This window comes from Blautia sp. Sow4_E7, assembly GCF_052116245.1.
GTDB lineage: Bacteria > Bacillota > Clostridia > Lachnospirales > Lachnospiraceae > Blautia_A.
The window spans coordinates 95,359-114,329 of the sequence record NZ_JBQKLL010000007.1; the positions used below are offsets into that span (position 1 = coordinate 95,359).

Consider the following 18,971-nt stretch of genomic DNA (forward strand, 5'->3'; position numbering starts at 1 on the left):
CACTCTGCCAAAACTTGCCCGGCAATTACTCCCCCGAGTATCCACATCAGGAGCGGTAATCCGCATTAATTTTTACATAATCATAAGTAAGATCACAGCCCCATGCAGTTGCTTTCGCGTCACCCATCTTCACATCCGCAATAGCGGTTACCTCGTCTTCAGACAGGATTTTGGTTGCCTCTGCTTCGTCATATCCAGTGGAAACACCGTTCTCAATGATCTTTAATTTTCCTGCGCGGCTCTCAAAATACAGGTCAACCTTTTCCGGATCAAACTGCACTCCGGAGTATCCCATAGCGCACAAAATTCGTCCCCAGTTTGCATCATGACCGTAAATCGCAGCTTTTGTAAGGGAAGAAGTGACTACGGATTTGCTAAGTGTAACCGCATCTTCTTTTGTCTTAGCGCCCACAATCTTCACTTCAAAAAGTGCAGTTGCACCCTCTCCGTCACCTGCAATTTTCTTTGACAAACAGGTATTAATATAGTTCAAAGCCTCCATAAATTTATCAAAATCAGCGCCCTCTTCTGTGATTTCAGGGTTGCCTGCCATGCCATTTGCAAGGAGCAGAACAGTATCATTTGTGGAGGTATCTCCATCAACCGAAACCATATTAAAGGTATCTTTGATGTTTGCACTCAATGCCTTCTGAAGCATTTCTTTGGAGATTGCTGCGTCTGTTGTAACAAATCCAAGCATGGTACACATGTTGGGATGGATCATTCCGGAACCCTTGCACATACCGCCTACCGTAACTGTTTTTCCGCCAATCTCGATCTGTACAGCCACCTCTTTTTTCACTGTATCTGTGGTCATGATTGCCTTGGCAGCCTCTGTTCCAGCGTCCAAAGAGCCGTCCAGCTTCGGCGCCATAGCCTTCACACCATTTACAATTCTGTCGATCGGGATCTGCATTCCAATAACACCTGTAGAAGCCACTAACACACTGTCTGCCGGGATTCCAAGAATCTCAGAAGCGGCATCTGCAGTTGCCTTGCAATAGCCATATCCTTCTGCTCCGGTACATGCATTTGCAATACCGCTGTTGCAGATCACAGCCTGTGCAGATGAGTGATTATAAACCACATCCTGGTCCCATTTTACAGGAGCTGCCTTCACCACATTTGTGGTAAAGGTACCTGCTGCCACACAGGGAACTTCGCTGTAAACCATAGCCATATCTGTACGGCCTTTGTATTTAATTTCTGCTGCTGTTGCTGCTGCTTTAAAGCCTTTTGCAGCGGTAACACCACCTGTAATGATCTCCATATCTATACTCCTCCTTTGCCCTGTCAGGCAAATCATATGTTCATTTTATAAGGTAAATCTGCCCTGAAAATAGTCTCAGAACCGTTTTCCATTCTCACCTTTTACGGATACATAGGAACCTGTAATAAGCCCTCTGCCTCGTCAAATCCAAACATCAGGTTCATATTCTGAACAGCCTGTCCAGCTGCACCTTTTACCAGATTATCGATGGCACCCATCATGATGATCCTATGGGTTCTTGGATCGATCTTGAAGTTCACATCCACGTAGTTGCTGCCCTCTACCCACTTGGTCTGCGGGCATACATCCTTGTCAAGAACCCGTACGAAGGTTTCATTCTCATAGCATGCATCGTACGCTGCTTTTACCTCTTCGTATGTCACATCTTTGGTCAGAGAAGCATACGCAGTAACCAGAATACCTCTGTTCATTGGAACAAGATGTGGGGTAAAATTAATGGTTACTTCCTGTCCGCAGGCATATCCTAACTGGTCCTCGATCTCCGGAGTATGTCTGTGTGTGGCAACGCCATACGCCTTAATATTCTCATTTACTTCGCAGTAGAGATTGTCAACCTTAGCACCTCTTCCAGCACCTGTTGTACCGGATTTTGCATCAATAATGATGGTATTTGGATCGATCATACCAGCCTTTAAAAGAGGGTAAATAGACAGTGTAGAACAGGTAGGATAGCATCCCGGATTGGCAATCAGGCGTGCCTTCTTAATATCCTCACGGTTGATCTCACACAGTCCATAGACCGCCTCGTCAATAAACTGCGGGGATTTATGCTCGATTCCATACCATTTTTCGTATTTCTTCACATCTTTAATACGGAAGTCTGCACTTAAGTCAATCACCTTGGCTCTGGAAAGAATTCCTTCATTTACAAGAGAAGCACACAGTCCCTGAGGAGTTGCAGTGAAAATTACATCTACCTCATCAGCAAGCGCTTCCATATTATCATCCATACATTTGGCATCTACCAGTTTAAAAAAGTTCTGATAGATTCCTGCATATTTTTTATCAATGTAGCTTCGGGAACCAAACCATGCTACTTCCACATCTTTATGTCCAAGAAGGAGACGCACGATCTCGTTTCCTGCATAACCGGTTGCACCGATAATTCCAGCTTTAATCATTTTTTCAACCTCCGTATCTTCATATCCTGGGCAATCCTTCCGGGTAAAAAAGACCACGAAAAAAACACCTGCGAATAATTATGTTCAGATTATACATCTTCTTTGCATATTATGCAATAGTGATTTTTTCCTTATTTTTCTGTCGTTTACAACTTTTTTGTGCATTTTATCGCGTATTTACCTATTAAATGATGTATTTTTATGCAAATAATTTTTAAAATTTTCTCAAATTCCCTATTGCATATTTATGAGTATTGTTGTATATTATTCCTTGTGAACGGCAAACGACATGTAAGCGCCGTTTTCACAATGAATATTTATTCAAAATTTAATACGATTTATAACCCTATCTGTTTCAGAGGGATAAAAGAAAAGAGGTAAATATTATGAAAGAAAAAGTTGTACTTGCATATTCAGGCGGACTTGATACCACAGCACTGATTCCGTGGCTGAAAGAAACATTTGATTACGAAGTAGTTTGCTGCTGTGTAAACTGCGGACAAGGAAATGAGCTGGATGGTCTTGAGGAGAGAGCCAAACTTTCCGGTGCTTCCAAATTATATATTGAAGATATCGTAGATGATTTCTGCGACAACTACATTATGCCATGCGTTGAGGCAGGCGCTGTATATGAGCACAAATACCTTCTTGGTACCTCCATGGCTCGTCCTGCTATCGCTAAGAAGCTGGTTGAGATTGCAAGAAAAGAGAACGCAGTTGCAATCTGCCACGGTGCTACTGGTAAAGGAAATGACCAGATCCGTTTCGAGCTTGGAATCAAAGCTCTTGCACCAGACATTAAGATCATCGCTCCATGGCGTATGACAGACGTCTGGACCATGCAGTCCCGTGAAGACGAGATCGCATTCTGCCAGGCTCATGGAATCAACCTTCCATTTGATGCAAAGCACAGCTACAGCCGTGACCGTAACCTGTGGCACATCAGCCATGAGGGACTTGAGCTTGAGGATCCGGCACAGGCTCCGAACTATGACGATATGTTAGTTCTCAGCGTAACACCTGAGAAAGCACCAGATAAAGAGACTGAAGTTACCATGACATTTGAAGCTGGTGTTCCGAAAACCTTAAACGGAAAAGCAATGAAGGTTTCCGAGATCATCACCGAACTGAACAAACTTGGCGGCGAGAACGGAATCGGTATCATTGATATCGTTGAGAACCGTGTTGTAGGTATGAAATCCCGTGGTGTTTACGAGACTCCTGGCGGAACAATCCTTACGGCAGCACACGAGCAGCTTGAGGAGCTGATCCTTGACCGTGAGACACTTGAAACCAAGAAGAAACTTGGCAGCCAGCTTGCACAGGTTGTTTACGAAGGAAAATGGTTCACACCACTTCGCGAGGCAATCCAGGCATTTGTAGAGTCCACCCAGAAATATGTAACTGGTGAAGTTAAATTCAAGCTTTACAAAGGAAACATCATCAAAGCCGGAACAACTTCTCCATACAGCCTTTACAATGAGTCTCTTGCTTCCTTCACAACAGGTGATATGTATGATCACCACGACGCAGACGGATTCATCACTCTGTTCGGTCTGCCACTGAAGGTTCGTGCAATGAAGCTTGCAGAAGTAGAAAGCCAGAAACAGACCAACGACTGATCTTCATAAAAAATAAAATATGATAAAAAATATCTCCGTGAGTTTAAAATTCTCCCGGAGATATTTTTTGAGTTATAGGACAAAATGTACCTGGCAAGTTTCTCTTCCCTGCTCAACTAATCTTTACCTTTTTCTTATCCAGCCGCTCATACACCCATTCCCTAAAAAGTGTATACAGAACAGACACCAGCGGAATGAAAATCAGCATTCCCACAATTCCCATGAGATTTCCGCCAAGGGTTACCGCAACCAGCACCCAGATTGCAGGCAGGCCCACAGAGTTTCCAACCACATGAGGATAGATCAGATTTCCCTCGATCTGCTGCAGGATCACAAACAGGGCCAGGAACGCGAACGCCTTCAAAGGGCTTACCATCAGAATCAGGAAAAAGCCCACCCAGCACCCGATAATACCGCCAAACACCGGAATCAGCGCTGTAAAGCTGATCAGCACACCGATCAGCATTGCATACGGAAATCTTCCAATTGTCATAGACACAAAGAACATGCTTCCCAGGATCACCGCCTCAATGCACTGTCCCGTAATAAAGCTTGCAAATACCTTACTTGCCAGGGTGCACACATGTCCCAGATATTCCACAGTTTTCACCGGTAAAATAGCATAAGCCGCTTTTAAAACCTGTTTTCCCAGTCTCTCCTTCTGCAAAAGCACATAGCAGGCAAACACAAAGCCAATTGCAAAATTCACTGCCATGCTTACCAGTCCCATGGTCACTGTGATGGTAGAAGATACCAGATTATCGGCTCCATTTTTCAAAACACTTATAATGGAATCAATAATCTTCTGGGGATCGATTTCGATGGTAGAAGCCCACTTCACAACTTCAGAATCGCTCTGGAAGGTATCGGTCAGCCATTTCTGCAAAAATGGAATGTCCTCTTCCACCTTTTTCACAACGCTGACCAGGGTTCTGCCAAGTTCTGGCGCCACAACCAATACCACGACCAAAACCACCAGCACAACCAGTACGATCGACAATACCAGGCTTACCGGCCTTGCAAGACGATTGGCAGCTTTTCCAGCCTTTCCTTCTTTTTCTCTGGCTTTTCCAAAAAGATGGCGCTCAATAAATGCCATTGGAACATTCAGCACAAAGGCCATTGCACCGCCAATTACAAATGGAAGGAGCAGCCCCCACAAAACTTTCACATACTTCAGTACAACGTCAAGATGCTGCACGCCAACATACAGGATCACTGCAAATGCAATCAGCCACCGTATCTTTTTCATATTCTCCTTATTCAGTTCCACTATTTTCCTGTCGCTTCCTTTCCCTTTATTCTTTTCCAACACTTTGTTCTACATATCTTACCACAAATTCCACTTTTTGACCAGTTATCCCTTTCTTTTTCCACCCTCATCTGCTAAAATAAATTTCACACTAAAAAGGAGGCAAACAGCCGATCATGTCCGTATTTTCAGACCTGTTAAACCACTATATCAAGGAAAAAGATATCAAAATTTACTCCCTGGCAGCTGCCTGTCAGATGGACCGCTCCATGCTTTACCGGATCATCAGCGGGAAACGCAATCCCCCGTCCCAGGAAGTTTTCTATAAGCTGGCAGAATATCTGCAATTAGCACCAGCTGAATTTGCCAAGCTCCAGGATGCCTATGATCTCACCCGTCTTGGACCGTCTGTCTACTACAGGCGCAAAAGCGTGGAAAAATTTCTCAATCGTTTTCCCAGCCATATAACTTCGGAAAGTATACAGTTTCTTTTTCATAAGGCCACGTTTTCTCCAGAACTTCCTTCTGCGGAAACAGCCTGCATTCCCATTTTTTCACGGACCGAAATGGACTATTATTCACACAGTATCCTTCTCATGGAAGCTGCCAGGGAAAAAGGATCGGTTCAGCTTCTGATCCAGCCGGACTGCCCCTTCCTTTTCAGCACCCTTTCCAGCCTTCGTTTAAAGGGAACCCTTACCATTGAGCATCTGATCTGCTTTAGCAAAACCGGACAGCTTACACCCCAGCGCCAGCTATATAATCTGAATTGCCTGGAAACCATGCTGCCTCTTTTCTTTACGGATATGGATTACAGACCTTATTATTTTTATGATGACATAGTCGCCCATTACGAAAATTTCAACGGCTTTCCCTGTATGATCATTACCTCCGAATATGCGCTGGTATGTACAGCGGATTATCAGAAAGGCTTCCTATATAAAGGTGCCGAACATCTGCGGCTTCTTCAGGACCTGTACCTTTCCTACCAGCTGCTTTGCAAGCCTTTGTTCCATGTGATCAACTATCTCCCCATGGATGGCTCCCTGCAGCAGATGTACCGCACCAATCCCTCTTATATCCTGCAGCCGGAAGCCTGTATCACTCCGCTCATTGATGATAAACTTCTGGAAAAAGCCGTTTATCCACAGCTTCCGGACAGAGACATTTTTATCCGCCAGTCTTCTGCTTTGCTTGCTGACAACCGGGAATTACTTTCTTCAGAAAAGATCGTTATTTATTTTACCATCCCAGGGCTCCGGCAGTTTCTCTCTTCCGGCCGGGTACACGAAATCCCGGAAGAGGTCTACCGTCCGCTTACTCCTTCGGAGGGAAAGCAGATCCTGGCTAAAATGATTCCTTATTGTAAAACCGGCGTTTACAGGCTTTTGAAATATCCCCTCAGCCAACTCACAGAAAATCTTCATCTGGTGGCAAACCGGACAATGGGATTTCTGCTTTTTAAGGATATCCGCGGGCAGATCCTTTGTCTTACCTTTAATGAGCCAAGTCTTCTGGAGGCATTTCTGGATTATATGGAAAGCCTGGATCATGGACATATTTATCCATATGAAGACGCGGCGCGCATGGTACAGGAGTTGATTGACGAATCGTAACTGTTGAATAACAAAAACACCGCCTGACAGGTGCTGCGGTCTCAGTGTCCTGTCGGCGGCATTCTATGCAGAATTTTCCAATGAGTTACTGTTCTCGAGCCATACAGCAGCTCAAATTCCTCCCATTTATCACGTTGCTTCTTCCGTTTACGGAATACCTTTCTATTATAAAGTATTTTCCCTCTCTTTCAACTGTGGACATTTTTGTGGACAGCTTTTTCACTTTTTCTGAACACCTGTATTTGGTTCTCTTTCTCCTCAAATTTTCAACAGCCCAGCTCTTTCCTTCTACTTTCATCCTGTTTTTATTTCCCCAGATTCCCGCACAATTTCCCTGCCCTTTGTTGACACTTCGTCACATTAACGTTATAATATTGATTAAATATCGTTTCCTCTAAGCTTACGACGCTTGGAGATTTTTTTATAACTATATTGCCGGTTTTTTCTCCGGCAAAAAGGAGGTAGCTTCACTAAATGAAACAGATATCAGGCAATAAGCTGCTGGTAAAAGCACTGAAAGAAGAAGGTGTGGAGTACGTTTTCGGTTATCCCGGAGCATGTACCATTGATATCAGCGATGAATTATACAAACAGGACGACATTACTGTAATCCTTCCCCGCCACGAGCAGGCACTGGTTCACGCAGCTGACGCTTATGCACGTACCACAGGCAAGGTTGGCGTATGTCTTGTTACAAGCGGCCCTGGTGCCACAAACCTGGTTACAGGTCTTGCCACAGCCAACTACGACAGTGTTCCCCTTGTATGCTTTACCGGACAGGTAGCACGTCATCTCATTGGAAATGACGCCTTCCAGGAGGTTGATATTGTAGGAATCACCCGCAGTATCACAAAATACGGCGTCACCGTACGCAACCGCGAGGATCTTGGACGTATTATTAAAGAAGCTTTCTATATTGCACGCACCGGCCGCCCAGGTCCGGTCCTGATCGACCTGCCCAAAGACGTTATGGCAGAGCTTGGAAGCCCGGAATATCCGAAGAGCGTAAACATCCGCGGCTATAAGCCGAACACCAGCGTCCATATTGGTCAGCTGAAACGTGCCATCAAAACACTTTCCAAGGCAAAGAAACCGCTTTTCCTTGCCGGCGGCGGAATCAATATTTCCCGTGCCAATAAGGTTTTCCAGGAAGTAGTCGAAAAGACCGGAGTTCCGGTAGTAACTACCGTTATGGGACGTGGTGCAATTCCTACCAACCATCCCCTTTTCATCGGCAACCTTGGTATGCATGGTGCATATGCAGCGAATATGGCAGTCAGTAACTGTGATGTGCTTTTCTCCATCGGTACCCGTTTCAATGACCGAATCACAGGCAAGCTTCATGAGTTCGCCCCACATGCCCAGATCATCCACATTGACATTGATACCGCTTCCATTTCCCGAAATATCCAGGTAGATATTCCCATTGTTGCAGATGCGAAAGATGCACTCACAAAAATGTCCGAATATGTATCTGACTACACCAGCAAAAAATGGATCAATGAAATCAATGGCTGGAAACAGGAGCATCCTCTTGCAATGCGTCCGAATGACCGTTTAAGTCCTGTTGACATCATCAATGAGATCAATCACCAGTTCGACGAAGCGATCATTGTCACAGACGTTGGCCAGCACCAGATGCTGGTTTCCCAGTATGCTGAGATCACCCCTGGCAAACAGCTTGTTATGTCCGGCGGACTTGGCACTATGGGCTACGGTTTCCCTGGCGGTGTAGGTGCCAAGATTGGCAACCCGGACAAGCCGGTTATCGTAATCTCCGGTGACGGCGGCATGCAGATGAACATCCAGGAATTTGCTACAGCGGTTCTGGAAGAGCTGCCTCTGATCCTTTGCGTATTTAACAACGAATATCTTGGCATGGTGCGCCAGTGGCAGAAGCTTTTCTACGGCAAACGCTACAGCATGACCAACCTTCGCTCCGGTGCCCTTTCCCGCCGTACAAATGGGGAAGAATACCCGAAATATACACCAGATTTCGTGAAACTGGCAGAAAGCTACGGTGCCAAGGGAATCCGTGTCTTCAATAAAGACGAAGTTGCCGCAGCATTTGAAGAAGCTAAGAAAAACACCAAAGTTCCTACTCTGATCGAATTCATCATTGATCCTGAGGAGATGGTTTATCCTATGGTAAAACCAGGCGGAACACTGGAAGATTTGATTATGGATTGTTAATTATCAGGAGGTTTATCCCATGGCAGATAAAGGCATGAAAAAAAGATGGATTTCCCTCTATGTAGAGAACCAGGTAGGTGTTCTGTCCAAGATTTCCGGACTTTTTTCCGGCAAAAGCTATAACCTGGACAGCCTTACCGTAGGTACCACAGAGGATCCTACCGTTTCCCGAATGACCATCGGTACTGTAAGCGACGATGAGACTTTCGAACAGATCAAGAAACAGCTGAACCGCATGGTGGAAGTAATCAAGGTTATTGACTTCACCAACATGTTCGTTCGTATGAAAGAAATTCTTTATATCAAAGTATTCAACTGCTCTTCCGAGGATAAAGTGGAGCTGTTCCAGATTGCAGAGACATTTAAGGCCAGAGTCATTGATTATGGCAAAGACAGCCTGCTTCTGGAATTCGTCCAGACTGCGACCAAGAACGACGCCGTAGTCAAACTGATCAAAGAAGAATTCAGCCGCATCGAAGTGGTCCGAGGCGGTAGTGTGGGAATTGAATCTATTAGTATGATGGAACGATAACATATTTTCAAAACAAATACGCTCAGCAGGCTTGCCTGTTGAGCCAGATAAAAGTTGGTTCAAGGCGGACGCATCCGTACAATGGGGATTGCTCACTCACCGACGCAACGCTCCGATGAACTAATCGCTAACTGCGACTAATGCTGTGTACTAGCTGGAACTTTATTTCGCCAAACAGCAATTTTACGAGGGGATATTTTATTATGAAAAAACAACAGATACCATTAAAAAATTCGCTGATTCTCCTGCTGACTGCGGCCATCTGGGGAATCGCTTTTGTAGCACAGAGTGAAGGCGGCGACGCAGTCGGACCGTTTACATTCAATGCCACCAGAAGTATCATCGGTTCCCTGGTGCTAATTCCGGTTATTTTTCTGCTGGATAAGATAAATCCGCAGAGTTCTTCCACTTCCATAGAAGGTACACTCCAAGCGCAGGAAGCTAATACCGTCAATTCTTCTTCCCAAAGCACAGCTGGTTCAGCCAAAACTGCCAGTCCCGCGCCTTCCGGAAACCTTTTCACCCGCAACAAAACCTTAATCCTTGGCAGCATCGCCTGCGGTATCTGCCTCTGCCTTGCCTCCAACTTCCAGCAGCTCGGCATTCAGTATACCTCTGTTGGAAAAGCAGGTTTCCTTACTGCCTGCTACATCATCATCGTCCCAATCCTTGGGCTTTTCATGAAAAAGAAGTGCAGTCCCTTTATCTGGGTTGCCGTTGTAATGGCACTGATCGGTCTCTACCTGCTTTGCATCACCGACGGCTTCTCCATCGGCAGAGGAGACATTCTGGTCCTGATCTGTGCAGTTCTGTTTTCCCTGCACATTCTGGTCATTGACTACTTTTCTCCTAAAGTAGATGGCGTGAAAATGTCCTGTATCCAGTTCCTTGTCTGCGGACTCCTCACTGCGATCCCGGCAGTCATCCTGGAACATCCCCAGCTTTCCGCCTTTCACGGTGCCTGGGGTGCCATCCTCTACGCTGGCGTCATGTCCTGCGGCGTGGCCTACACCCTTCAGATCGTTGGCCAGAAAAATATGAACCCAACTGTAGCCTCCCTGATCCTCAGCCTGGAGTCCTGCATCTCTGTCCTCGCAGGCTGGATCATCCTTGGCCAGAAATTAAGCACCCGCGAGATCATCGGCTGCGTGGTAATGTTCGCCGCCATCATCCTCGCACAGCTACCCCAAAAAGAAACAGCATAACTACATTTATAGTTACAACCAGTTCCCCGCAGCGCCTGGCCGGCCTGCGGGGAATAACACTTGTCCGAATGCGTCCGCCTTAAAACACCTGCACAAAAATAAGAGGTAAAGCCACTCATTTCCAGCTTTACCTCTTATTTTTCGCGTCACGCTATATCACCCATTATACAACTGATAATATTTTCCTTTCTGCGCAATCAACTCATCATGAGAGCCTCTCTCAATCACTCGTCCCTGCTCCAGAACCATAATACAATCACTGTTTCTAACCGTAGAAAGCCTGTGGGCAATGGCAAATGTAGTTCTGCCCTCCATCAGCTTATCCATACCGTCCTGAACCAGCTTCTCTGTACGGGTATCAATAGAACTGGTAGCTTCATCCAGGATCAGAACCGGCGGATCTGCCACCGCAGCCCTTGCAATGGCAAGCAGCTGTCTCTGTCCCTGACTCAGGTTCGCACCATTGTTGCGAAGCATGGTATTATAACCATCCGGCAGTCTTCGGATAAATCCATCCGCATTTGCCAGCTTAGCAGCTGCAATTACCTCTTCATCAGTAGCATCCAGCTTACCATAACGGATATTCTCCATAACTGTAGCCGTAAACAGGTTCGTATCCTGAAGAACAATACCTATAGAACGTCTCAGATCGCTCTTCTTAATCTTGTTCACATTGATTCCATCATAACGGATCTTACCGTCCTGAATATCATAAAAACGGTTCAGAAGGTTGGTAATCGTGGTCTTACCAGCACCAGTAGAACCAACAAACGCGATCTTCTGCCCTGGCTTCGCATACATCTTCACATCATGAAGCACAATCTTGTCATCCCGGTAACCGAAGTCAACCCCATCCAGAACAATATCGCCTTTCAGCGGAGTATAATCCGTTTTTCCTGTAGCCTTGTGGAAATGCTTCCAGGCCCAGTGACCTGTACGCTTCTGGGATTCCACCAGCTTTCCATTCTCTTCCTTCACATTCACCAGAGTAACATATCCCTCGTCCACCTCCGGCTTCTCATCCAGAAGATCAAAGATTCGCTTCGCACCGGCAAGTGCCATAACAATACTGTTAAACTGCTGGCTCACCTGGTTGATCGGCTGGCTGAAGCTCTTGTTAAAAGTAAGGAAGCTTGCCAGACCACCAAGGGTAAATCCGCCCACACCGTTTACCGCCAGCACACCGCCAACAATAGCGCACAATACATAACTGATATTTCCAATCTGTGCACAGGTAGGCATCAGCACGTTTGCAAATTTATTGGCATTATTGGCACTTTCAAACAGCTGGTCATTCAGCTCATTAAATTTCTCAAGGCTCTCTTCCTCATGACAGAATACCTTGACCACCTTCTGACCTTCCATCATCTCTTCAATATAGCCGTTTACAATACCAAGGTTCTTCTGCTGCTCCATGAAATATTTACCACTGAGACCTGCAAGATTCTTACTTGCAACCATCATCACTCCCGCCATAACCAGAGTCACTATGGTAAGGGGTACATTCAGGATCAGCATACTTACCAGCACGCTGATGATGGTGATCGCACTGGAGATCAGCTGGGGAATACTCTGGCTGATCATCTGGCGCAGGGTATCAATATCATTGGTGTAGATTGACATAATATCGCCATGTGCATGTGTGTCAAAATATTTGACCGGCAGAGTTTCCATACGCTCAAACATCTCATTTCGAAGGTTGCGCAGGGTTCCCTGGCTGACATAGATCATCAGACGGTTATATGTATAAGTACATGCAACACCGATCGCATAAAAACATGCCACCCGGAGGATTGCCATAGCCAGAGGATGGAAATCCGGAGTCTCTGCTTTCAGAAGAGGCATAATATACTGGTCAATGAGCGTCTTCATGAACATGGTTCCCTGTACATTGGCAAGGACGCTGACTACAATACCGATCACAACGACAATAATGTGGATCCTGTAGTTCTTAAAAATATAGCCCATCAGTCTTCCAAGCATTTTGCCCGGATTCTCTACCATCGGGCCTGTACGAAAAGCAGCGCCGCTTCTTCCCGGCTTCTTTACTGGTCTGTCATTGCTCATGCCTGCTCACCTCCTCTGTTCTCATCAAAATCTCCGCCGCCCTTTATCTGGGAATTGTAAACATCCTGGTAAATGGCGTTGGTCTTCATCAGTTCCTCATGAGTTCCAAATCCGCTGATTTTTCCCTCGTCCATAACGATAATGCGGTCCGCATTCTGGATACTGGAAATACGCTGTGCAATGATCAGCTTGGTGGTATCCGGGATCTCCTCTGCAAAAGCCCTGCGGATACGGGCATCTGTGGCAGTATCTACCGCACTTGTGGAATCATCCAGGATCAGCACCTTCGGCTTCTTAAGAAGTGCCCTGGCAATACAAAGACGCTGCTTCTGGCCGCCTGAAACGTTGGTTCCGCCCTGCTCAATGTAAGTGTGATATTTATCCGGCATTTTCTCAATAAAATCATCTGCACAGGCAAGCTGGCACACTCTGCGGCACTCTTCCTCAGAAGCCTCTTTATTACCCCAGCGCAGGTTCTCCAGAATCGTACCGGAAAACAGCACATTCTTCTGAAGCACAACTGCCACCTGGTTACGCAGGCTGTCCATGTGATACTCCCGCACGTCCACGCCGCCAACCTTCACAGAACCGGAGCTTACATCATAAAGACGGCTGATCAGGTTTACCAGACTGGACTTGGCACTTCCGGTTCCGCCGATAATACCGATGGTCTCTCCAGCTTTGATGGAAAGATTGATATCCTTCAGCACAGGCTCCTTGCTCTCTTTCTTATAGCTGAAATCCACATGATCAAATACAATGCTTCCGTCAGCAACCTCCATAACCGGATTCTGTGGATCATGAAGGTCTGCAGTCTCATTGATAACCTCCGCTACACGCTCTGCGCTGGCAGTACTCATGGTGATCATAACAAACACCATGGAAAGCATCATAAGGCTCATCAAAATATTCATGCAATATGTAAGAAGACTCATCAGCTCACCGGTAGTCAGACTGCCGCCAACGATCATGTTCGCGCCAAGCCAGCTGATTCCCAGGATACAGGCATAAACCGTAAACTGCATAACCGGCATGTTCATAACAACCAGCTTCTCCGCTCTTACGAACATTTCGTAAACCTTATTGCAGGCCTTCTGGAACTTGGTAGTCTCATAATCCTCACGGACATAAGCCTTTACAACACGGACTGCGTTGATATTCTCCTGCACACTGGCATTTAAATCATCATATTTCTCAAATACTTCCTGGAAATACTTAGTCGCCTTTTTCATAATAAATACAAGGAAACATCCCAGGAAAATAACAGCAATAAGATAAATGCTGGCAATCCTTGCATTGATCATAAATGCCATAGCCATGGCGCAGATCAGGCTGGCCGGGGCACGGGTACACATACGCAGGATCATCTGGTATGCATTCTGCAGGTTGGTCACATCTGTAGTCAGACGTGTGATCAGACTTGCAGTACTGAACTTGTCAATGTTGGAAAATGAAAATGTCTGAATATTGGTATACATTGCTTTACGCAGGTTACGGGCGAAACCGGAGGATGCGTATGCTCCGTATTTACCGCCTAAGATACCCGTAACAAGCCCTGCAACTGCAAGAAGCGCCATAATGGCACCCTTCTGGTAAAGATAGCTGATATTGCCGGCTTCCACGCCGTTATCGATCATATCAGCCATTACAAGAGGGATCAGTGTCTCTACCAAAACCTCCAGTATCATAAATACCGGGGTAAGGAAGGAGGCCTTCTTGAACTCTTTTACCTGGGCAAGTAATGTCTTTATCATCAGGTTCTCCCCTTTCTGAATTGTGTTACTGTCCACAACGTGACAACAGATATATTGTTTCTTACTCACTTTTTCTGGCTCGGTTGTTCTATAATCTATTTTTCACAAATAAATATTCCCTTATATGATGAAAGTCAGCGTTTCACACCTGGACTTTCATAGTAAATCATTCCTTCTTTCTGCTTTCGCAGGAAGAATTGCAAGGGTAAATTTCGCCAGCTTCACAGCAAGCTTTCACAACATTCTCCCGGATGATATCTGCAGTCTGGTAAAAATCTTCCAGCTGCTTCTCTGAAATATTTGTACTAAGAGCCTTCTGGATCCGGGCAAAATTGTCAATGATCTCCATCTGAAACTCCATTCCCTTCGGGGTGAGTACCAGACGCTTCAGCCTGGCATCCCGCGGAATGGATTCCCGGGTGATCAGTTCTTTTTTCTCCATAGACTGGAGGATTCCGGAAGCTGTGGAACGAGCCATCTGAAACTCCGCTTCCAGATCTTTCTGAAAAACATCTTCATCTGAATGCCGGTAAAGATACCCAATGATCCATCCCTGCATCCGGTTAATTCCTGCCTTCTCATCCACTTTGGACTGATATGCATTTACAAGGCGGCCGATCATCATATCAAGTGTATGCAGCTCATGTCCAATGTGTCTGCCAGTCCATTCACATTTCTCTGGACCAGGTTCCTTCTTTCGTTCTTCCATAGTTCCCTTCTTTCGTAGGTAGTATTCTGAACGGATATGCTGCTGTTCGCCGCATTGTTCCCTCCAGACACTTCTCCAAGCCATAAAAATAGTTCGCACATGAACTGTTTGGGTTCGAACTGTTCGCGTACGAACTAATTATAAAAGCGGATTTTTAAATTGTCAATCCTGTTTTTTATAATTTCCAGTGCCTTTTTGACCGTACAGTTACTGTTCACGACCTGACCAGTAACACCGTACATTTCAACGTACAAAAATGCCAGGAGCAAAATCCCCTTCGCTCCTGGCATTCCATTTCATTTCGAATAAAAACTCCACTCACTTTCATCCACCGGCAGATCTTCCATCTGATAATTGTCAATCCGGATAAAGCTTCCCATCTCAATCTCCTGGATCATCCGCTCAATCCCGGAGGGCTCTCCCTGGACCTCCATTTCCACTCTGCCGTCCCACAGATTGTCCACCCAGCCTGTGAGATCATTGACTCTTGCCGCATTGGTGGCCCGGTAGCGGAATCCAACGCCCTGCACCTGTCCGGAAAAATATATGTGTTTTCTTACCATCGCCATCTTCTGTCACTCCTTACGTTACTTATGATATACGCAGGCGATCCTATATGCAAGAATTTTTATATTTTTTTATTTCAAAAAACTCCATGTTTCTACATCAAAAACACCTCGCGGTGTAATCCGGATCTGCGGAATAACCGGCAGAGCCATAAAGGACAGAGTGATAAACGGATCGTGACCATTTTTCACTCCCATCTCATGGGCCCTGACGATCATCCTTTTCAGGGTGGCATTGTCCTTCTCAAAGCCATTGTCACTCATAAGTCCCATAACAGGCAAAGCAAGGGTGTCAAATACTTTGTGATCCTCCACAATGGTATAGCCGCCCTGGGTGCGGATCAGTTCCCGCACTGCAAGCTCCATGTCTTCATCATTGTCTCCGATCACAATAATATTATGGGAATCGTGGGATACACTGGAAGCAATGGCTCCACCACGGATACCAAATCCGCCGATCACGCCGCAGCCGATTTTTCCCGTCATCTTATGGCGCTCTACAACTGCAATCTTCTGGTAATCATCATCAGACTGGAATTCACAGGGACCATCCGCCAGTTTTAAGCCTCCTTTTCGTGTGGTGATCTGTCCCTCTTCCGCCAGGATCACAGAGAAAATTCCGTCTTCTGATTCCAGATGGAACACTTCTTTGGAAAAATCAGCAACATGGACGGTATTTTTCAGTTCTGGGGCACACGGTTTTATAACAATATTCGCATTTTTATCTACTAATTCCCCTTTAAAGTAGACATCTTCTATGGCTACACTAACAAGATCCGAAAGGACTAAAAGATCTGCCTGTCTGCCCGGTGCCACTGCACCTTTATCCTTCAGCCCATAGCAGTTCGCAGCATTGATGGTTGCCATCTTAATGGCTGAAACCGGATTCATACCAAGACGGATCGCTTTTCGCACATTATGGTCGATATGGCCTTCCTGCTGGATATCTTCGATATGCTTATCATCTGTACAAAAACAGAAGCCTTCTCCATTCATATGTCTCTGTACCAGACCGCCCACAAGTGCTTCCAGGTTTCGGGCAGCGCTGCCTTCCCGTACAAGAATGGTAAGACCGTTCCGCCGCTCTCTCATGGCATAATCAAAGAAGCTGCACTCATGGTCTGTGGCAATTCCGGCCATGGCATAAGCCTGAAGATCCCCCTCTTCCAGAAATGGAGCATGGCCATCGCGGATCCTGCCTTCAAACAGCTCCAGCTTATCATGCATAGCCTTATCTCCCTGAACTACGGAAATACTGTCCATTACCTCTCCAAGTCCAAGAATGCGGCTGTTATGAAGGTAAGGAGCCATGTCCTCTGCTGTAAGGGTACATCCATTGTCATCAATGGCAGTTGCCGGGACACAGGATGGCATCATCACGTACACATTTGCTTTCACATCCTCTGTCTGTTCCAGAATGTAATCAATTCCTGCCAGGCCTGACACATTGGCGGATTCATGAGGATCCACAATAAAGGTGGTAGTTCCATGTCTGGAAGCGACCGTTACCAGTTCCGCCGGTGTTACCAGGGTAGATTCCAGATGGAGATGGCTGTCAATAAATCCCGGACAAACATATTTTCCTGCCAGATCCCGTTCTTCTTTTCCGTGGAAGCAGCCGATTCCTGCTATGATCCCGTCCTGAATGGCAATGTCTCCGCGGATGATCTCTTCTGTAAAAACGTTCACGATCCTTGCGTCCTTCAATACCAGGTCTGCTTCTTCCAGTCCCCTTGCGATCCTGGAATACTGCTGATATTTTTCCAAATTCATATGTATCCTCCTTTCATTTTCAAACAATATTTTATTATGTACAAAAATATTTTGATTATTATTTATGATAGTAACACTTGTGTAGTGAAAATTCAATGGATATTTTCTTTTTTCGTATATGCAAAAAACACCAGAAATGATCTTTGTTTGTAAGTCACTTCTGGTGTTTCTATTATTTCTTCAACTTTTATTCCCGATGAAATAGCTTTCCCTGTAAGGCTCCGCCGTTTTCCTCGGATATGATTATTTATCGTCTCCTGTAAGTCTCAGGATATCCCGGATCTCGTCCACATTCATATCGAGAATAACCGCCAGCTCATCAATGGTGAAACGGTTCTCCCCATCATCATCTGTCAGATCCTTTACAGCTGATTCCAGTTTCTCTACCTTGGCTACCAGACAGTCATCCTGGAATTTCTGCTGTGTCTGATCCTCAATTGCTGCGATGATTCCCTTGCGCAGCTGAAGACGCAGCCAGGCGTCATCCTTGCGCTCCGTCTCCTGATCAGAAAGAGCTGTGAGAAGCACCACGTTTGCCTCCTGGATCAGGTCTGCAAGATGGATCTCAGCACAGTTCATATCTGCTGCCATATTGGCTGCTACCGGCAGATAAATGCTGGTAAGAGCCGCTTCTGCAATGGCGTCTCCATCAGCCAGATTCTCAAACAGAGTATGGATCATCTCCTGGCTTACTTCCTTACCATTACTTACCTCTGCCAGGTAATCCTTTAGATATGCTTCTTCCTCTGGAGTAAGCGGTGTGCTGGTTCCATTGGACTGGGGCTCTGCCTCTTTCTCTTCCTCTGCTTCTGCCTGCGCCGCAGCATCTTCTCCTTCTATCACGATTCCCTGCAGCTTCAGATACTGCAGTACCTTTATCATCTGGCTGGTCTCAAGGTCTGTATCTGCAAAATGCTCCCGGATCTGCTCATGTGTCAGCATATTTCCATTCTGCTTTCCAAGGTCACAAATCTCTCTTAATTTCTCCTGAAACTGAACAACGTCCATATTTTTCCTCCATATTTCTTCATTGTGTAAACTATATCAAATCCGCTTTGCAAAATCAAGGTGTTACTATCCACAGTCCCGCCAGCAGCCTCAAAACATATTTCCATTATAAAAAATGATCCAAATCTGATTCTCCTTGCGAAAATCCGATCCAGATCATTCCTCATCTCCTGCGGATGACAGGACTTGAACCTGCACGTTGTAAACACCAGAACCTAAATCTGGCGCGTCTGCCAATTCCGCCACATCCGCATATATTATT

The 18,971-nt window shown here is 45.8% G+C and carries 15 protein-coding genes and 1 tRNA gene; 5 read left to right on the top strand and 11 right to left on the bottom strand.

The window, feature by feature from the left end; genetic code table 11:
• Positions 1–46: 46 nt before the first annotated feature.
• Together argJ and argC are read right to left on the bottom strand one after the other, a co-directional pair.
• Complete coding sequence (argJ, locus tag ACTQ50_RS06500; protein ID WP_441483500.1) at positions 47–1,270, bottom strand: bifunctional glutamate N-acetyltransferase/amino-acid acetyltransferase ArgJ; 1,224 nt, start codon at positions 1,268–1,270, stop codon at positions 47–49.
• 101 nt (positions 1,271–1,371) lie between these two features.
• Positions 1,372–2,412, bottom strand: coding sequence for an N-acetyl-gamma-glutamyl-phosphate reductase (argC, locus tag ACTQ50_RS06505; protein ID WP_295304980.1), 1,041 nt, complete (start codon positions 2,410–2,412; stop codon positions 1,372–1,374).
• Positions 2,413–2,798: 386 nt separating this feature from the next.
• Between argC and ACTQ50_RS06510 the strand changes: the two genes are divergently transcribed.
• Positions 2,799–4,034: an argininosuccinate synthase gene (locus ACTQ50_RS06510; RefSeq protein WP_441483501.1), complete on the top strand. Its 1,236-nt coding sequence runs from the start codon at positions 2,799–2,801 to the stop codon at positions 4,032–4,034.
• A 112-nt stretch (positions 4,035–4,146) separates the two neighbouring features.
• Here ACTQ50_RS06510 and ACTQ50_RS06515 read toward each other — a convergent pair whose 3' ends face one another.
• On the bottom strand, positions 4,147–5,307 hold the full coding sequence (locus tag ACTQ50_RS06515; RefSeq protein ID WP_441483502.1) for an AI-2E family transporter: 1,161 nt from the start codon (positions 5,305–5,307) through the stop codon (positions 4,147–4,149).
• 155 nt (positions 5,308–5,462) lie between these two features.
• Between ACTQ50_RS06515 and ACTQ50_RS06520 the strand changes: the two genes are divergently transcribed.
• The gene (locus tag ACTQ50_RS06520) at positions 5,463–6,902 is read left to right on the top strand and encodes a helix-turn-helix transcriptional regulator (protein WP_441483503.1); all 1,440 of its coding nucleotides are present in this window, start codon (positions 5,463–5,465) and stop codon (positions 6,900–6,902) included.
• A gap of 85 nt (positions 6,903–6,987) precedes the next feature.
• On the opposite strand, the gene ACTQ50_RS06525 is transcribed toward ACTQ50_RS06520, so the two are convergent.
• Entirely contained in the window at positions 6,988–7,200 is a 213-nt protein-coding gene (locus ACTQ50_RS06525; RefSeq protein WP_441483504.1) for a hypothetical protein, read from the bottom strand.
• A gap of 176 nt (positions 7,201–7,376) precedes the next feature.
• Between ACTQ50_RS06525 and ilvB the strand changes: the two genes are divergently transcribed.
• The 3 genes from ilvB (at position 7,377) to ACTQ50_RS06540 (ending at position 10,832) form a co-directional block, all read left to right on the top strand.
• Positions 7,377–9,095: a biosynthetic-type acetolactate synthase large subunit gene (gene ilvB / locus ACTQ50_RS06530; RefSeq protein WP_441483505.1), complete on the top strand. Its 1,719-nt coding sequence runs from the start codon at positions 7,377–7,379 to the stop codon at positions 9,093–9,095.
• Positions 9,096–9,114: 19 nt separating this feature from the next.
• Positions 9,115–9,627: an acetolactate synthase small subunit gene (gene ilvN / locus ACTQ50_RS06535; protein ID WP_441483506.1), complete on the top strand. Its 513-nt coding sequence runs from the start codon at positions 9,115–9,117 to the stop codon at positions 9,625–9,627.
• A gap of 218 nt (positions 9,628–9,845) precedes the next feature.
• On the top strand, positions 9,846–10,832 hold the full coding sequence (locus tag ACTQ50_RS06540) for a DMT family transporter (RefSeq protein ID WP_441483538.1): 987 nt from the start codon (positions 9,846–9,848) through the stop codon (positions 10,830–10,832).
• A gap of 156 nt (positions 10,833–10,988) precedes the next feature.
• Here ACTQ50_RS06540 and ACTQ50_RS06545 read toward each other — a convergent pair whose 3' ends face one another.
• The 7 genes from ACTQ50_RS06545 to ACTQ50_RS06575 all read right to left on the bottom strand — a co-directional run bounded on the left by ACTQ50_RS06545 (position 10,989) and on the right by ACTQ50_RS06575 (position 18,961).
• The gene (locus tag ACTQ50_RS06545) at positions 10,989–12,836 is read right to left on the bottom strand and encodes an ABC transporter ATP-binding protein (RefSeq protein WP_441483539.1); all 1,848 of its coding nucleotides are present in this window, start codon (positions 12,834–12,836) and stop codon (positions 10,989–10,991) included.
• 59 nt (positions 12,837–12,895) lie between these two features.
• Positions 12,896–14,653, bottom strand: coding sequence for an ABC transporter ATP-binding protein (locus tag ACTQ50_RS06550; RefSeq protein WP_441483507.1), 1,758 nt, complete (start codon positions 14,651–14,653; stop codon positions 12,896–12,898).
• A 166-nt stretch (positions 14,654–14,819) separates the two neighbouring features.
• Positions 14,820–15,362 (bottom strand): MarR family winged helix-turn-helix transcriptional regulator, encoded by a 543-nt coding sequence (locus ACTQ50_RS06555; RefSeq protein ID WP_441483508.1) that lies wholly within the window; start codon positions 15,360–15,362, stop codon positions 14,820–14,822.
• A 296-nt stretch (positions 15,363–15,658) separates the two neighbouring features.
• Positions 15,659–15,931: an acylphosphatase gene (locus tag ACTQ50_RS06560; protein ID WP_441483509.1), complete on the bottom strand. Its 273-nt coding sequence runs from the start codon at positions 15,929–15,931 to the stop codon at positions 15,659–15,661.
• A 69-nt stretch (positions 15,932–16,000) separates the two neighbouring features.
• Entirely contained in the window at positions 16,001–17,701 is a 1,701-nt protein-coding gene (gene ade / locus ACTQ50_RS06565; RefSeq protein ID WP_441483510.1) for an adenine deaminase, read from the bottom strand.
• A 243-nt stretch (positions 17,702–17,944) separates the two neighbouring features.
• Positions 17,945–18,709 carry an RNA polymerase sigma factor region1.1 domain-containing protein gene (locus ACTQ50_RS06570; RefSeq protein WP_441483511.1) on the bottom strand — a complete coding sequence of 255 codons (765 nt, stop codon included), beginning with the start codon at positions 18,707–18,709 and terminating at the stop codon, positions 17,945–17,947.
• A gap of 171 nt (positions 18,710–18,880) precedes the next feature.
• Positions 18,881–18,961, bottom strand: a tRNA-Leu gene (locus tag ACTQ50_RS06575).
• Between the last annotated feature and the right edge of the window lie 10 nt (positions 18,962–18,971).

Excerpts from the sequence above, each read along its gene's own strand:
- ACTQ50_RS06570 (WP_441483511.1), bottom strand. The coding sequence starts at position 18,709 with ATGGACGTTGTTCAGTTTCAGGAGAAATTAAGAGAGATTTGTGACCTT.
- ACTQ50_RS06550 (WP_441483507.1), bottom strand. The coding sequence starts at position 14,653 with ATGATAAAGACATTACTTGCCCAGGTAAAAGAGTTCAAGAAGGCCTCC.
- ACTQ50_RS06520 (WP_441483503.1), top strand. The coding sequence starts at position 5,463 with ATGTCCGTATTTTCAGACCTGTTAAACCACTATATCAAGGAAAAAGAT.
- ACTQ50_RS06560 (WP_441483509.1), bottom strand. The coding sequence starts at position 15,931 with ATGGCGATGGTAAGAAAACACATATATTTTTCCGGACAGGTGCAGGGC.
- ACTQ50_RS06525 (WP_441483504.1), bottom strand. The coding sequence starts at position 7,200 with ATGAAAGTAGAAGGAAAGAGCTGGGCTGTTGAAAATTTGAGGAGAAAG.
- ACTQ50_RS06510 (WP_441483501.1), top strand. The coding sequence starts at position 2,799 with ATGAAAGAAAAAGTTGTACTTGCATATTCAGGCGGACTTGATACCACA.
- ade (WP_441483510.1), bottom strand. The coding sequence starts at position 17,701 with ATGAATTTGGAAAAATATCAGCAGTATTCCAGGATCGCAAGGGGACTG.
- ACTQ50_RS06555 (WP_441483508.1), bottom strand. The coding sequence starts at position 15,362 with ATGGAAGAACGAAAGAAGGAACCTGGTCCAGAGAAATGTGAATGGACT.
- ilvN (WP_441483506.1), top strand. The coding sequence starts at position 9,115 with ATGGCAGATAAAGGCATGAAAAAAAGATGGATTTCCCTCTATGTAGAG.
- argC (WP_295304980.1), bottom strand. The coding sequence starts at position 2,412 with ATGATTAAAGCTGGAATTATCGGTGCAACCGGTTATGCAGGAAACGAG.
- ilvB (WP_441483505.1), top strand. The coding sequence starts at position 7,377 with ATGAAACAGATATCAGGCAATAAGCTGCTGGTAAAAGCACTGAAAGAA.
- ACTQ50_RS06545 (WP_441483539.1), bottom strand. The coding sequence starts at position 12,836 with ATGGTAGAGAATCCGGGCAAAATGCTTGGAAGACTGATGGGCTATATT.
- argJ (WP_441483500.1), bottom strand. The coding sequence starts at position 1,270 with ATGGAGATCATTACAGGTGGTGTTACCGCTGCAAAAGGCTTTAAAGCA.